13 protein-coding genes and 3 tRNA genes are annotated in these 13,802 nt (G+C 71.5%); 4 read left to right on the top strand and 12 right to left on the bottom strand.

Annotated elements, in window-relative coordinates:
• Positions 1-1,587 precede the first annotated feature (1,587 nt).
• From ACZ6Y1_RS21315 to ACZ6Y1_RS21295, 5 genes are all read right to left on the bottom strand, one after another.
• Entirely contained in the window at positions 1,588-2,016 is a 429-nt protein-coding gene (locus tag ACZ6Y1_RS21315; protein WP_469631880.1) for a MaoC family dehydratase, read from the bottom strand.
• A 1-nt stretch (position 2,017) separates the two neighbouring features.
• On the bottom strand, positions 2,018-2,470 hold the full coding sequence (locus ACZ6Y1_RS21310; protein WP_469631877.1) for an FAS1-like dehydratase domain-containing protein: 453 nt from the start codon (positions 2,468-2,470) through the stop codon (positions 2,018-2,020).
• A gap of 177 nt (positions 2,471-2,647) precedes the next feature.
• Positions 2,648-2,812 (bottom strand): 50S ribosomal protein L33, encoded by a 165-nt coding sequence (rpmG, locus tag ACZ6Y1_RS21305; protein ID WP_003956487.1) that lies wholly within the window; start codon positions 2,810-2,812, stop codon positions 2,648-2,650.
• An 88-nt stretch (positions 2,813-2,900) separates the two neighbouring features.
• Positions 2,901-2,973 (bottom strand) — tRNA-Met (locus ACZ6Y1_RS21300).
• A gap of 48 nt (positions 2,974-3,021) precedes the next feature.
• A tRNA-Thr gene (locus ACZ6Y1_RS21295) sits at positions 3,022-3,094 on the bottom strand.
• A gap of 341 nt (positions 3,095-3,435) precedes the next feature.
• On the opposite strand from ACZ6Y1_RS21295, the gene ACZ6Y1_RS21290 reads away from it, so the two are divergent.
• Positions 3,436-4,722, top strand: coding sequence for an amidohydrolase family protein (locus tag ACZ6Y1_RS21290; protein ID WP_469631875.1), 1,287 nt, complete (start codon positions 3,436-3,438; stop codon positions 4,720-4,722).
• 53 nt (positions 4,723-4,775) lie between these two features.
• Positions 4,776-5,432, top strand: coding sequence for an SDR family oxidoreductase (locus tag ACZ6Y1_RS21285; RefSeq protein WP_469631872.1), 657 nt, complete (start codon positions 4,776-4,778; stop codon positions 5,430-5,432).
• 40 nt (positions 5,433-5,472) lie between these two features.
• Here ACZ6Y1_RS21285 and ACZ6Y1_RS21280 read toward each other — a convergent pair whose 3' ends face one another.
• Complete coding sequence (locus ACZ6Y1_RS21280) at positions 5,473-5,871, bottom strand: DUF3574 domain-containing protein (RefSeq protein WP_469631869.1); 399 nt, start codon at positions 5,869-5,871, stop codon at positions 5,473-5,475.
• A 146-nt stretch (positions 5,872-6,017) separates the two neighbouring features.
• Positions 6,018-6,099: transfer RNA gene (locus ACZ6Y1_RS21275), tRNA-Tyr, on the bottom strand.
• A 200-nt stretch (positions 6,100-6,299) separates the two neighbouring features.
• Between ACZ6Y1_RS21275 and ACZ6Y1_RS21270 the strand changes: the two genes are divergently transcribed.
• Both ACZ6Y1_RS21270 and ACZ6Y1_RS21265 read left to right on the top strand, forming a co-directional pair.
• Complete coding sequence (locus ACZ6Y1_RS21270) at positions 6,300-6,788, top strand: YajQ family cyclic di-GMP-binding protein (RefSeq protein WP_150209206.1); 489 nt, start codon at positions 6,300-6,302, stop codon at positions 6,786-6,788.
• Between the two features lie 198 nt (positions 6,789-6,986).
• Complete coding sequence (locus ACZ6Y1_RS21265; protein WP_469631865.1) at positions 6,987-8,423, top strand: SulP family inorganic anion transporter; 1,437 nt, start codon at positions 6,987-6,989, stop codon at positions 8,421-8,423.
• A gap of 151 nt (positions 8,424-8,574) precedes the next feature.
• Here the strand turns inward: ACZ6Y1_RS21265 and ACZ6Y1_RS21260 are convergent, their stop codons facing one another.
• From ACZ6Y1_RS21260 to ACZ6Y1_RS21240, 5 genes are all read right to left on the bottom strand, one after another.
• Positions 8,575-9,099, bottom strand: a complete 525-nt coding sequence (locus ACZ6Y1_RS21260) for an SMI1/KNR4 family protein (RefSeq protein ID WP_469631862.1) — start codon at positions 9,097-9,099, stop codon at positions 8,575-8,577.
• 103 nt (positions 9,100-9,202) lie between these two features.
• Positions 9,203-9,595, bottom strand: coding sequence for a YccF domain-containing protein (locus tag ACZ6Y1_RS21255; protein ID WP_469631859.1), 393 nt, complete (start codon positions 9,593-9,595; stop codon positions 9,203-9,205).
• Positions 9,592-10,455 carry a zinc metalloprotease HtpX gene (gene htpX, locus ACZ6Y1_RS21250; protein WP_469631856.1) on the bottom strand — a complete coding sequence of 288 codons (864 nt, stop codon included), beginning with the start codon at positions 10,453-10,455 and terminating at the stop codon, positions 9,592-9,594. The genes ACZ6Y1_RS21255 and htpX overlap by 4 nt, the downstream gene beginning before the upstream one ends.
• 207 nt (positions 10,456-10,662) lie before the next feature.
• Positions 10,663-12,219, bottom strand: coding sequence for an NADH-quinone oxidoreductase subunit N (locus ACZ6Y1_RS21245; RefSeq protein ID WP_469631854.1), 1,557 nt, complete (start codon positions 12,217-12,219; stop codon positions 10,663-10,665).
• Positions 12,216-13,769, bottom strand: a complete 1,554-nt coding sequence (locus ACZ6Y1_RS21240; protein WP_469632051.1) for a complex I subunit 4 family protein — start codon at positions 13,767-13,769, stop codon at positions 12,216-12,218. The genes ACZ6Y1_RS21245 and ACZ6Y1_RS21240 overlap by 4 nt, the downstream gene beginning before the upstream one ends.
• Positions 13,770-13,802: the final 33 nt, after the last annotated feature.

Below are 13,802 nucleotides of genomic sequence, written 5' to 3'. Positions count from 1 at the left end.
GTGCGAGGCGAGGCGAGGCGAGGCGAGGCGAGGCGAGGCGAGGCGAGGCGAGGCGAGGCGAGGCGAGGCGAGGCGAGGCGAGGCGAGGCGAGGCGAGGCGAGGGTTGTGCTGTGCGGCGGGGGTGAGGGTTGGCGGGGCCTCGGCGGGCCGGCAGCGAGGAAGGGTTGGGGATTTCCCGTCAGCCTCATCGTCCTTCCGCGTCGGGCCGCCCTGTCAAGGGCGCTCCTTCGTCGCGTCGCTTCGCGATGTCGCTGCGCTCCACCCTTGACAGGCCGTCCCGCCACGGAAAAACGAAGACTGCCGGGAAACCCCCAAAAGAACGGGCCGGGCGGAAGAGCAGATAAACGGGGCGGCCAGAGATGCGCGAGGCGGTGGGGGCGGCCGAGCCCCTCCCCGGGCCGCCACCTCGCCCCTCCGGGCCGGGCAGGCGGCCGAGACCCCTCCCCACCTCGGCCACAAGAGCCTGACCGGCAGGAAGGGCGCCCCAAATCGCTACGCGCTCCTCACCGACGGCGCCTGCGACCCGTCCGGGGCTGATCTCGCCCCAGATCGCTACGCGCTTCGCTTTGACGGCGTCCCACGACCGCCTGGGGCTGGACATAGGCCGCAAAAGGCCACCTCGGGCCCTCGATGACGGGGCCTGCGAGCGGTCTTGGGTGGAAAACGCCCCAAACAGCGGCCATGTCGAGCTGCACTCGGGTCAGACGGCACAGCCCCTGCAAAGACCTGTCGAAATGCCCCAATTGAGGCTATATGAGCATGGGTGATTGGTGGAGCCTGCGCTCTGCGGGGGATACAGCTCGGCCAGGCCGAGGAACCACCCTCCCGAGCCCGCCCCGGCCCCTTCTGCGCCCTTCTTTCGCCCCCATCGTCTCCATCAAAACCCGAGACGGCGCCCAAGACGGTGGCCGGACGCCGTCAGAGCGAAGGACACAGCGACCCGGGGCGAGACCAGCCCCGGACGGGGGCCGGACGCCGTCGTCGAGAAGTGCGTAGCGATCGCGGGCGGCCTATGTCCAGCCCAAGACGACCGTGGACGCCGTCAAAGCGAAGCGCGTAGCGATCTGGGGCGAGACCAGCCCCAGACGGACTGCGGACGCCGAGACGACAGGAGCGCGTAGCGATCTGGTGCGCCCTTCCTGCCGGTCAGGCTCTTGAGGCCGAGGTGGGGAGGGGTCTCGGCCGACTGCCCGGCCCGCAGGGCGAACAGGCGGCCCGAGGGGAGTGCGCCCCACCTCGACCGCCTCGCGCATCGCTGGCCGCGCCGCCTATGGGCTCTTCCGCCCGGCCCGTTCCTTTGGGGGTTTCCCGACAGTCCTTGTCTTTCCGTGGCGGGACGGCCTGTCAAGGGTCGCCGTAGGCGATCGCGCAGCGACGCGACGACGAAGGAGGAGCGCCCTTGACAGGGCGGCCCGACGCGGAAGGACAGTGGGACTGACGGGAAACCCCCAACCCTTCCTCGCTCCCGACCGGCCGGGGCACCGCCGAACCCGCGCCCCCACCCCCGACCCACCCCTCCGGCAAGCCCCGCGTCACCGCCTCCCCCGAAGCGGCACCCGGAAAAGGGCGCCCCCGCCTCAGCCCCCTCAGCCCAGCGCGACCACCGCGCGCGACATGCCCAGGACCTTCTGGCCCGCGCTCGTCGCCGTCAGGTCCACGCGGACCCGCTTGTCGTCGAGCTTCGCCGCGACCTTGGCCGTCACCTCGATGAGGCCGCCCTGGTCGTCGTTCGGCACGACCACCGGCTTCGTGAAGCGCACGCCGTACTCGACCACCGCGCCCGGGTCGCCGACCCAGTCGGTGACCACGCGGATCGCCTCGGCCATGGTGAACATGCCGTGCGCGATCACGTCCGGCAGTCCGACCTCCTTGGCGAACTTCTCGTTCCAGTGGATCGGATTGAAGTCACCGGAGGCACCCGCGTACCGCACGAGCGTGGCGCGCGTCACGGGGAAGGAGGCCGCCGGCAGCTCGGTGCCGACCTCGACATCGTCGTACTTGATCTGCGCTGCCATCTCAGGCCTCCTCGGGGGCGCGGGAGACGAGCTTCGTCCACGCCGTCACCACGTGCTCACCGGTCTCGTCGTGGACCTCGCCACGGATGTCGATGATGTCGTTGCCCGCCATCGACTTCACGGCCTCGATGGTGGAGGTCACCGAGAGGCGGTCACCCGAGCGCACGGGGCGGGAGTATGCGAACTTCTGGTCGCCGTGCACGACGCGGCTGTAGTCCAGTCCCAGCTGCGGGTCCTCGATCACCTGGCTCGCCGCGGCGAAAGTGATGGCGAACACAAAGGTCGGCGGAGCGATCACATCGGAGTAGCCGTGCGCTTTGGCCGCTTCGGGGTCCGTGTAGACGGGATTGGCGTCGCCGACCGCGACCGCGAACTCGCGGATCTTCTCCCGGCCGACCTCATACGGATCGGTAGGCGGGTAGCTCCGCCCCACGAAGGACTGGTCGAGAGCCATGACTCACTACCTCCACAAAGAAACAGGTGCATCACAACAGGTGGTGCATCACAACAGGTGCATCACAGGGAAAGACGGCGGGCGGACGACCGAGGCGCACGCCCGGAAACGACACGAGGCCGCCCCCTTGAAGGGGACGACCTCATGACGTTGCCTTTGTTCGAGACTTCGCTGGGGTCAGCGGGTCTCGCGGTGCGCGGTGTGCGAGTTGCAGCGCGGGCAGTGCTTCTTCATCTCAAGACGGTCCGGGTTGTTACGCCGGTTCTTCTTGGTGATGTAGTTCCGCTCCTTGCACTCCACGCAGGCCAGCGTGATCTTCGGGCGGACGTCGGTGGCAGCCACGTGAGTGCTCCTTGACGGACTATGGGACGGATGAACGCATAAAAGAGTAGCCGATCGGGAGACCGACCCCGCAATCGGCTACTGGGTGTAGCGGCGACCGGACTTGAACCGGTGACACAGCGATTATGAGCCGCTTGCTCTACCGACTGAGCTACGCCGCTTTGATGTGATCAGCTCCCCACCCGAGGGTGGGGAACCTCTCTCACCAGAGCCCCAATGCGGAATCGAACCGCAGACCTTCTCCTTACCATGGAGACGCTCTACCGACTGAGCTATTGGGGCGAGCGATGAAGACATTACACGGTTGCCCGCCCATCGCCCAAATCCTTTGGGGGAACAGGGCTCCGAGGGGGTCCGGCCGCCTTTCTTGATCGGCTCCCGGACCGCCGCGACCCCCATTCCGGCCCCGAATGTGTCCGGGGTCACCACGGAGCCGGCCCGCCGTGCGGCCGCCGCACCGCCCCGCGTCCTCGCACGCACCACAGGCACCACACCGGTACGACTATTCCGCTCTTCCCTGAAGCGAGCTGCCCCGCGCCCTAGGCTCTGAGCACGCTGCGTGATCTTGGGCCACGGGCCGCGACCAAAGGCCCAGGAACCGCCCGAGCCACCGCAGGAGCGCGATGTCCGACAGTCAGCCGCAGCAGCCGCCCCACTCCCCGCGCAACGGCCGGGGCGAGAGCGGCGGTCTCGGTAACGCGGCCGCCGCCGAAGCCACCACCCTGCTGCTCGCCGGGGCCCGCCTCACCGACGGCCGGACCGTCGACGTCCGCCTCAGCGGCGGCCGCATCCAGGCCGTCGGCACCGCGGGCAGCCTGCCCGCCCCGGCCCTGTCCCGGGTGGACCTCAGCGGCTATCTGCTGCTCCCCGCCCCCGCCGAGCCGCACGCCCACGGGGACACCGCCCTGACCGCCGACGGCGAGGGGCCCGTCTCCTACACCGCCGACGAGGTCCAGCGGCGGGCCACGGAGGCCGCCCTGCTCCAGCTCGGCCACGGCGCCACCGCCCTGCGCTCCCACGTGCGGATCGGCGACGTCCACGGCCTCGGCCCGCTGGAGGCGGTCCTGCAGGCCCGCCGCTCCCTGCGCGGCCTGACGGACCTGACCACCGTGGCCGTACCCCGGCTGCTGACCGGGGTGGCCGGCGCGAACGGGCTCGCGATGCTGCGGGACGCCGTCAAGATGGGCGCCTCCGTGATCGGTGGCTGCCCCGACCTGGATCCCGACCCGGCCGGCTTCCTCGAAGCCGTCCTGGATCTCGCCGGCGAGCACGGCTGCCCCGTGGACCTGCACACGGACGGTGACGATCCTGCCCGCCTCTCCCGGCTCGCGGCCATGGCCGGAGGACTGCGCCCCGGAGTGACCATCGGCCCCTGCGGGGGTCTGTCCCGGCTCCCCCTCGACGCGGCGACCCGCGCCGCCGACCAGCTGGCCGCGGCCGGCGTGCGGGTTACTTGCCTCCCCCAGGGCGACTGCGCGGCCCTGGAGCGCCGCGGGCTGCGCACCGCGCCCGTCCGGCTGCTGCGGGCCGCCGGAGTGCGGGTCTCGGCGGGCAGCGGGGCGCTGCGGGACGCCGGGAACCCGGTCGGCCGCGGCGACCCGCTGGAGGCCGCCTACCTGCTGGCCTCCCAGGGCGGCATGCGGGCCGCGGAGGCCTACGACTCGGTCAGTGCCTGCGCCCGCGAGGCCATGGGGCTGCCGGAGGTGCGGGTGGAGGCCGGCTTCCCGGCGGAGCTGCTCGCCGTGCGCGGGGACCGGATCGCGGGCGTGCTGTCCCTCGCGTACAGCCGCATCGTGATCCACCGCGGGCGCGTCGTAGCCCGTACGAGTGCCGTACGGGAGTACTGCGACTCCGCCGTCGCGGTGGCCCTGGACCTGCCCCGGCAGGGCCGTACGGAGCCCGGACCCTGAGCTTTCCCGCGCCCTCGCGGGCGGCGGCGCCCGGCTCGTCGTACGGTCGGGACATGCGCATCGTCATCGCTGGTGGACACGGTCAGATCGCGCTGCGGCTGGAGCGCCTGCTCGCCGCGGGCGGATACGAGGTGGCGGGCATCATCCGCGACCCGGCGCAGGGCAACGACCTCAGGGAAGCGGGCGCCGAACCGGTGCTGTGCGATCTGGAGTCGGCGACCGTCGAGCACGTGGCCGGGATCCTGCACGGCGCGGACGTGGCGGTGTTCGCGGCCGGCGCCGGTCCCGGCAGCGGCATCGCGCGCAAGGACAGCGTGGACCGGGGCGCGGCGGTGCTCTTCTCCGACGCGGCCGAACGGGCGGGTGTGCGCCGCTTCCTGATGGTCTCTTCGATGGGTGCCGACGCGTGGCACGAGGGTGACGAGGTCTTCGACGCCTACCTGCGGGCCAAGGGCGAGGCCGACGACCACGTCCGCACCCGGCTGGGTCTGGAGTGGACGGTGCTGCGCCCCGGCTCGCTGCTCGACGACGCCGGTACGGGCCTGGTCCGCCTGGAGGCGCACACGGGCCGCGGGGCCGTCCCCCGGGACGATGTGGCGGCGGTGCTGGCCGAACTGATCGAGACTCCGGCGACCGCGGGCCTGACGCTGGAGCTGATCACCGGCTCGACGCCGGTGGCGGTGGCCGTCAAGGACGTGGCGGGCAACTGAGCGCCCGCCGCCTGCGCCGCCGCCCGCCCGGCACCGCGGCTCAGAACCCGGCGTCGACCTTGTCGTCCGACCGGCCGACCGAGTCCTGCTGGAACTGGTCCTCGTAGGCCTGCCGGATCCGCTCGACGCGCGTGCTCCGCTCCTTGGCCTCCTTCTCGGGGTACAGCAGCACGACCTCGTAGGAGGTCTCGCGGACGGCCTTGCCGTCGCTGCCCCGCCATTGGCCGTACCCGTCGTGGACGGTCAGCCCCTCGGGGAAGGCGGGGGTGATCTCCCGGTCCAGGAACCGCATGAACTCCCGCTCCCCGACCGGTCCCTGTCCACCGGGCCGCGCGGTGCCGAAGTAGAGCCTGGTCTCCTGGTACGGCTTCCCCACGTGGGTGTCGAGTGCCGCCCCCACCAGTGTGGGAAGGCTGGCGCCGAGCAGGGCGATGAGCACCCCGCCGCCGACCTTCCCCCGTGTGTCAGATGTCCATTTCACCCTTGGTGAACGACGGGGCCGACGCGACGATGCGGTCGGCGGGCGGCGGTCCGGCCGAAATGCGAAGAAGACCCCCGTTACGAGTAACGGGGGTCTCTCTCGCGTGGCGGCGCCAGGGTTCGAACCTGGGTAGGCTGAGCCGGCAGATTTACAGTCTGCTCCCTTTGGCCACTCGGGCACACCGCCAAGAGTTGCTGCCATTTTTTCCGCCTTCCGGCGGCGCTCCCTGGCAACGACGTAAACGATACCTGATGACCGGGGATGCTTCGCCACCGGATTGATCAGCACCTGCGGTGAGTGCGGTGGCTAGGCTTTGCCGAGCGGGCCGGGGACCTCCGGCCGCGCCCTCCGGGGCCGCCTCAACCGACTTCAAGGAGCCACAGCACATGGCCGACTCCAGTTTCGACATCGTCTCGAAGGTCGAGCGGCAGGAGGTCGACAACGCCCTCAACCAGGCCGCCAAGGAACTCTCCCAGCGCTACGACTTCAAGGGCACCGGCGCCACGATCGCCTGGTCCGGCGAGAAGATCCTGATGGAGGCGAACTCCGAGGAGCGCGTGAAGGCCGTCCTGGACGTCTTCGAGACCAAGCTGGTCAAGCGCGGCATCTCGCTGAAGGCGCTGGACGCCGGCGAGCCTCAGCTGTCGGGCAAGGAGTACAAGATCTTCGCCTCGATCGAGGAGGGCATCTCCCAGGAGAACGCCAAGAAGGTCGCGAAGATCATCCGGGACGAGGGTCCCAAGGGCGTCAAGGCCCAGGTGCAGGGCGACGAGCTGCGCGTCAGCTCCAAGAGCCGTGACGACCTGCAGGCCGTCCAGGCGCTCCTCAAGGGCAAGGACCTGGACTTCGCGATCCAGTTCGTGAACTACCGCTGACCCAGTCGGCGGCCTGCCTCCACGCGGCCCGGTGGTCCTCACGGACCGCCGGGCCGCGGCGCTGCGGGGGCCCTCGGGAGTGTGTGCGGGGCGTGTGCGGCGCACGCGCCACCGAGGGCTTCCGTGGCCACTTGGGCGGCAGTGGGTGCGCCCGCCACGCTGGGTGACATCCATCACCGCGTGGCAGGGGGTTCTCACATGCCTGGGGCCGGCACGTTTCGCGAAGACTTCGGGGCGTCCGTGGTCGTCGCACTGGTCGCCCTCCCCCTGTGCGTGGGGGTGGCCGTCGCATCCGGGGTGCCGGCCGAGCTGGGGATCGTCACCGGGGTGGTCGGTGGACTGGTCACCGGATGGTTCCGCGGGAGCTCCCTGCAGGTGAGCGGGCCCGCGGCGGGCCTCACCGTGCTCGTCCACGAGGCGGTGCGGTCCTACGGTCTGCCCGCGCTCGGCGTGCTGGTGCTGGCCGCCGGAACGGTGCAGCTGGGCATGGGGGTGCTGCGGCTCGGGCGGTGGTTCCGGGCGATCTCGGTCGCCGTCGTGCACGGGATGCTGGCCGGGATCGGACTCGTACTGATCTCGGGGCAGCTGTACTCGCTGGGCGGGGTGGAGGCTCCCGGGCACACCCTGGCGAAGCTGGCCGGGGTGCACGACCTCGGGGCGCGTGCCGACTGGGCGGCCGTGGCGCTCGGGGCGGGAACGATCGCCGTGATGGCCGCCTGGCGCCGGATGCCCGCCCGGTGGCGGCTCGTGCCCGGGGCGCTCGTCGGGGTGGCCGCCGCCACCGCCGTGGCCGCGCTGTTGCGGCTGCCCGTGGAGCGCGTACGGGTGACGGGTGTGCTGGATGCGGTGGCCCTGCCGGGCTGGGGCGACTTCGGGGTGCTGGCCTCGGTCGGCGCGCTCGGGACGGTGGTCGCGCTCGCGCTGATCGCCTCCGCCGAGACGCTGTTCAGCGCGGCCGCCGTCGACCGGATGCACGACGGCCCCAGGACGGACTACGACCGGGAGCTGGTCGCCCAGGGCTTCGGGAACGCCGTGTGCGGGCTGCTCGGGTCCCTGCCGATGACCGCGGTGATCGTGCGCAGCGCGGCGAACGTGGAGGCCGGAGCCCGCACCCGGGCGGCCAGGGTGCTGCACGGCGGCTGGCTGCTGCTGTTCGCCGTCGCCTTCCCGCAGGTGCTGGAGGTGGTGCCGCTCGCCGCGCTGGCCGGGGTGCTGCTGCACGCGGGCTGGAAGCTGCTGCCCGCCCGGGCGGTGCACGCGCTGTGGCGGACACACCGGGGGGAGGCGGTGGTGCTGGTGGCCACGGCCACCGCGATCGTGGTCACCAACCTCTTCGAGGGGGTGCTGGCCGGGTTGGGGCTCGCCGTCGCCAAGGCGGCCTGGGAGACCTCCCACATGCACATCGAGCAGGTTCGGGAGGAGACCGGGCTGTGCGTGCGGGTGGTGGGCAACGCCAGCTTCCTGCGGCTGCCCAAGCTGCTCGACGCGCTGGACGCGCTGCCGCCGGGTGAGCCGGTGCGGCTCGACCTGAGCGGGCTGCGCCACCTCGACCACGCCTGTCTGACGGCCCTGGAAGGATGGGAGCGGGAGCGGGCGCCGCTCCCCGGACGCGAAGGCGTCATCCGGCCCGGTTAGCTCCCGCCCGTGGCCGACGTCCGCTACGCGATCGCGAACGCTTCCGCGTGGACGCTCGATTCAGGTGTCAAGGGTCGGGCCGTGGCAGCCGTCGGGCCGTCCGGCTGTGTGGTGCCGGCCTGTGCGCCGGACCGGGGCGTGAGCCGGCGGTTCAGATCCGGGATCCGAACTCGGCCCAGGGGGCCGGTTCCAGGTCGAACTCCTCCCCCGGTCCGGACTCGTCGCAGAACCAGGCGGTGCCGTCGAGCCAGCCTCGGAGCCAGCCGGCCAGGCTGGGGGTGTCGCCGGTCCAGGCGAGCTCCGGTTCCCCGAGTCCCGGGTCGAACAGCAGCACTTGGGCGGTTTCCGAGCGGCAGTCGACGCAGGCGTACGTGCCGCAGCCGAAGTCGGCCATCGGCAGCACGCCCTCCGGCCAGCGCCATCCTGATGTGCGGCGGGCCGCATACGCGTCCAGGGCCTGACGCAGCGGCAGGAGGCCGCAGCCGGGGCCGAATCCGCCGTCGCCCACCCGGGTGTAGAGCTCGGTGAACAGGGGCGGCAGGGCGACGCCGAGTATGCCTTCGGCCCGGGCCGACTCTCCGTCGGCGAGCGGCTTCGGCACGGGTGCTCCACACCCCTGCGCGGAGTTGCGCACGCGGTCTGCGACTTGCTCCAGCAACTGCTCGGTCTCGTTCATGCGTTCATGGTGACGCACACCACTGACAGCCGTCCGGGCCTGTGGACAACTCTCGGGCGGGGGGTCTTCGGATTCGCGCGGCAGGGCGAATCCGAGGACCTGGTCACCGGGACGCGAACGGCGCGTCGGTCGGGACGATTTCGCGGCCCAGCGGGAGCAGGGAGAGCGGGACCATCTTGAAGTTGGCGATGCCGAACGGGATGCCGATGATCGTGACGCACAGGGCGAGGCCGGTGACGATGTGGCCGATGGCCAGCCACCAGCCCGCCAGGACCAGCCACAGGACGTTGCCGATGCAGGACGCGGCGCCCGCGTCGCGGCGCTCGACCGTGGTGTAGCCGAAGGGCCAGAGGGCGTACACCGCGATGCGGAAGGCGGCTATGCCGAAGGGGATGCCGATGATGGTGATGCAGAGGATCACGCCCGCCAGGCAGTAGCCGAGGAACAGCCAGATGCCGCTGAGGACGAGCCAGATGATGTTCAGGATGGTCTTCACTGCGAACGGCCTGCCATCTGTTCGAGCCGGGCGATGCGCTCGGCCATCGGGGGGTGGGTGGAGAACATCTTGGTCAATCCCTGCCCCGGACGGAAGGGATTGGCGATCATCATGTGGCTGGCCGTCTCCAGCCGGGGCTCGGGGGGCAGCGGAAGCTGCTTCGTACCGGCGTCGAGCTTGCGCAGTGCGCCGGCCAGGGCGAGCGGGTCGCCCGTGAGCTGGGCGCCGGAGGCGTCGGCCTCGTACTCACGCGAGCGGCTGATGGCCAGCTGGATCACGGAGGCGGCCAGCGGGCCGAGGATCACGACGAGGAGCATGCCGATGAGGCCGGGGCCCTCGTCGTCGTTCGAGCGGCCCACGGGTATCAGCCAGGCGAAATTCACGAGGAACATGATCACGGAGGCGAGCGCTCCGGCGACCGACGCGATCAGGATGTCGCGGTTGTAGACGTGGCTGAGCTCGTGGCCGATGACTCCGCGCAGTTCGCGCTCGTCGAGGATGCGCAGGATGCCCTCGGTGCAGCAGACCGCGGCGTTGCGCGGATTGCGGCCGGTGGCGAAGGCGTTGGGGGCCTCGGTGGGCGAGATGTAGAGGCGTGGCATGGGCTGGCGCGCGGAGGTGGAGAGCTCGCGGACCATGCGGTAGAGCTCGGGGGCCTCGAACTCGCTGACGGGGCGGGCCCTCATCGCGCGCAGGGCGAGCTTGTCGCTGTTCCAGTACGCGTACGCGTTCGTCCCGAGGGCGACGAGGACGGCGATGATCAGGCCGCCCCGTCCGAAGAAGCTGCCGATGAGGATGATGAGTGCGGACAGCCCGCCGAGGAGTACGGCGGTCTTCAGCCCGTTGTGCCGGCGGTGCACGGTACGCCCTCCTAGTGGTGCGGCAGGGAGCCCCCGTCCTGGACTGAGGGTCTACGGTCCAGTGGACCCTCCCTTCCTGGTCAACGCGAGGTGGGCGCGGCTGGTTCCCGCCGCATGCCGCAGCGGCCGCGGCCCCGGTGCCTCCGGGGTGGGGGCGGTGGGGCGGCGGCCGCGCGTGTTGCTCCGTACGGGTGACCTTGCGCGGGGCTACTGCGGGAAGAGGCTGCTCGACGCGAAGCGCAGGACGAGCTGCGGGGCGCCCGAGAGGACGAGGGCCGTGACGGCGGTGACGGCGATGGCCGCAGTGACCGGCCAGGGGGCCTTCGTGCGGGCCGTGGCGGCGTCCTGTACGCCTTCGGCGCCCTCGGGCGCGCGGAAGAGGGTCGCGGTCCACCGCAGGTAGTAGTAGAGGGCGACGACGACGTTGACCGCCATGATCACGGCGAGCCAGCCGAGGCCCGCTTCGACGGCGGACTGGAAGACGACGACCTTGGCGAAGAGGCCGATGATGCCCGGCGGCAGGCCGGCCAGGCAGAGCAGGAAGAAGGCCATCGCCAGGGCGGCCATCGGGCGCTCCGCGTACAGGCCGCGGTAGTCGCTGATCCGGTGGAGCGGCTTCGTCCGGGCGACGAGCGCGGCGACGGCGAAGGCGCCGAGGTTCACGACGGCGTACATGAGGGCGTACGCGACGGTGGAGCCGATCTGGTCGCGGTCGGAGTACGCGGCGGCGGCGATCGGGACCAGGAGGTAGCCGGCCTGGCCCACGGAGGACCAGGCGAGCAGCCGCACGGCGCTGTTGGGGCGGTCCGGGGACTGGCGCAGGGCGGCGGCGTTGCCCACGGTCATGGTGAGCGCGGCCAGGACGGCGAGGGCCGGTCCCCAGATGTCGGAGTACGCCGGGAAGGCGATCACCGTCACGAGGATGAGGCCGGTGAAGCCGACGGCCTTGCCGATCACCGAGAGGTACCCGGCGATGGGCAGGGGGGCGCCGACGTAGGTGTCGGGAACCCAGAAGTGGAAGGGGACGGCCGCGGTCTTGAACGCGAAGCCGACGAGGGTGAGCGCGACGCCGGCCATGGCGACGGTGTCGAGCTGCCCGGGGACGCTTTCGAGCCGGTCCGCGACCTGGGTGAGGTGCAGGGTCCCGGTGGCGGCGTAGACGAAGCTGACGCCCATCAGGGACACCGCGGTGGCGGTGACGGAGGACAGGAAGAACTTGAGGGCGGCCTCGGAGGAGAGCCGGTCGCCGCGGCGCATGCCGACGAGGGCGAAGGCCGGCAGCGAGGCGACTTCGAGGGCGACGATCAGGGTGGCGAGGTCGCGGGAGGCCGGCAGCAGCGCGGCGCCGGCCGCGGAGGACAGCAGCAGGAACCAGTACTCGCCGCCGGGCATGCGCGCGTCGCGGACGGCGGTGACCGACAGCAGGGCGGTGACCAGGGCGCCGGCCAGGACCAGGAACTGGATGACGAGCGTGAAGTGGTCGGCCGTGTAGCTGCAGGCGGCCGGGTCGGAGCCGAGGCAGAAGGTGGAGCGGTCGCCGGCGCGCAGCGGCAGCAGGGCGACGGTCGCGGCGGCCAGGCCGGCCACGGAGATCCACCCGAGGAGCGGCTTGCGGCGCTCGGGTACGAAGAGGTCCGCGATCAGGACGATCAGCGCGACGGCGGCGGGGACGACCACGGGCGCGATGGCGAGCCAGTCGACGGACTGGACGAGGCTGGGGGTCTGCGCCGAAGGCGCGGCGGCGAGGACCGTGAGGGCCGTCATGAGTTGCCTCCTGCGAGGAGCTTCTGGACGGCCGGGTCGGTGAGGCCGAGCAGTACCGCGGGCCACAGGCCGGCGAGGACGGTGAGGGCGGCGAGCGGGGTCCAGGCGGCGAACTCGTAGCGCTGGACGTCCGCGAGGACGAGCTCGGGACCGGACTTCGGGTCGCCCATGCAGACGCGCCGTACGACGATCAGCAGGTAGGCGGCGGTGAGCAGGGTGCCGAACGCGCCGAAGGCCATGTACGTGAGGAACGCCGGCCGGGGCAGGCCCTCGGCGGGGTCGAACGCGCCGAAGAGGGACAGCATCTCGCCCCAGAACCCGGCGAGGCCGGGCAGCCCGAGGGAGGCGACGGCGGCGAAGGCGAGGAACGCGCCGAAGCGGGGGGCGCGGCCGTAGAGGGCGGCGCCGGTGACTCCGGAGAGGGTGTCGAGGTCGGCGGTTCCGTAGCGGTCCTTGAGGGCGCCGACCAGGAAGAAGAGCAGGCCGGTGATCAGGCCGTGGGCGATGTTCGCGAACAGCGCGCCGTTGACTCCGGTGGGGGTCATGGAGGCGATGCCGAGCAGGACGAAGCCCATGTGGCCGACGGAGGAGTACGCGATGAGCCGCTTGAGGTCGCCCTTGTTGCCCTGGCGGGCGAGCGAGAGGCAGGCGAGCGACCCGTAGACGATGCCGACGGCGGCGAAGGCGCCCAGGTAGGGGGCGAGGGCGGCCATGCCGTCGGGGGTGGCGGGCAGCAGGATGCGGACGAACCCGTACGTGCCCATCTTGAGCAGGACGCCGGCCAGCAGGACGGAGCCCACGGTCGGGGCGGCGGTGTGGGCGTCGGGCAGCCAGCTGTGCAGGGGCCACATCGGGGTCTTCACGGCGAGGCCGATGCCGATGGCGAGGACCGCGAGGAGCTGGGTGGTGTGGGACAGTTCGCGGCCGTTGTCAGTGGCGAGCGTCACCATGTCGAATGTGCTGCTGTTCAGTCCGATCAGCAGCAGTCCGAGCAGCATGACCACGGAGCCGAGGAGCGTGTAGAGGATGAACTTCCAGGCGGCGGCCTGCCGCTGAGCACCGCCCCAGCGGGCGATGAGGAAGTACATCGGGATGAGGACCATCTCGAAGGCGAGGAAGAACAGCAGCAGGTCGAGGACGGCGAAGGTCGCGAGGGTGCCGGACTCCAGGACCAGGAGCAGCGCGACGAAGGCCTTCGGGGAAGGGCCTGCGGGGAGCTTGAAGTAGCTGTAGAGCGCGCAGAGGAAGAACAGCAGCGCGGTCATCAGGAGGAGGGGGAGCGAGATGCCGTCGACGCCGAGGTGGATCCGGACGTTCAGCGCCGGGATCCAGCTGATGTCCGTCGTCGCCTGGAAGCGGGACGGGGTGTCGTGGTCGAAGCCCAGGGTGAGGGCGATCACGGCGGCGAGGATCACGCCGGTCACGGTCACGCCGTGGCGGAGCACGGCCTGTTCGGGGCTCTTGCCCTTGAGGCCGGGCGGGGCCGGCAGGAGGGCCGCGACCGCGCCGAGGAGCGGTGCGGCCACGGCGAACGCCAGAAGGAACTGCATCACGGACGGGCTGATATCGATCACGGCTGACTC

The sequence above is a fragment of the Streptomyces sp. NPDC053432 genome (assembly GCF_055585365.1).
The sequence above is the reverse complement of the archived record's forward strand: the minus strand, read 5'-3'. Positions and strand labels throughout refer to the sequence as shown.

Bases quoted from the DNA above. Each gene is read 5' to 3' on its own strand.
- ACZ6Y1_RS21245 (WP_469631854.1), bottom strand. From the start codon at position 12,219: ATGACGGCCCTCACGGTCCTCGCCGCCGCGCCTTCGGCGCAGACCCCC.
- ACZ6Y1_RS21310 (WP_469631877.1), bottom strand. From the start codon at position 2,470: ATGGCTCTCGACCAGTCCTTCGTGGGGCGGAGCTACCCGCCTACCGAT.
- ACZ6Y1_RS21240 (WP_469632051.1), bottom strand. From the start codon at position 13,769: ATGCAGTTCCTTCTGGCGTTCGCCGTGGCCGCACCGCTCCTCGGCGCG.
- ACZ6Y1_RS21260 (WP_469631862.1), bottom strand. From the start codon at position 9,099: ATGAACGAGACCGAGCAGTTGCTGGAGCAAGTCGCAGACCGCGTGCGC.
- ACZ6Y1_RS21315 (WP_469631880.1), bottom strand. From the start codon at position 2,016: ATGGCAGCGCAGATCAAGTACGACGATGTCGAGGTCGGCACCGAGCTG.
- ACZ6Y1_RS21290 (WP_469631875.1), top strand. From the start codon at position 3,436: ATGTCCGACAGTCAGCCGCAGCAGCCGCCCCACTCCCCGCGCAACGGC.
- ACZ6Y1_RS21270 (WP_150209206.1), top strand. From the start codon at position 6,300: ATGGCCGACTCCAGTTTCGACATCGTCTCGAAGGTCGAGCGGCAGGAG.
- ACZ6Y1_RS21285 (WP_469631872.1), top strand. From the start codon at position 4,776: ATGCGCATCGTCATCGCTGGTGGACACGGTCAGATCGCGCTGCGGCTG.
- ACZ6Y1_RS21265 (WP_469631865.1), top strand. From the start codon at position 6,987: ATGCCTGGGGCCGGCACGTTTCGCGAAGACTTCGGGGCGTCCGTGGTC.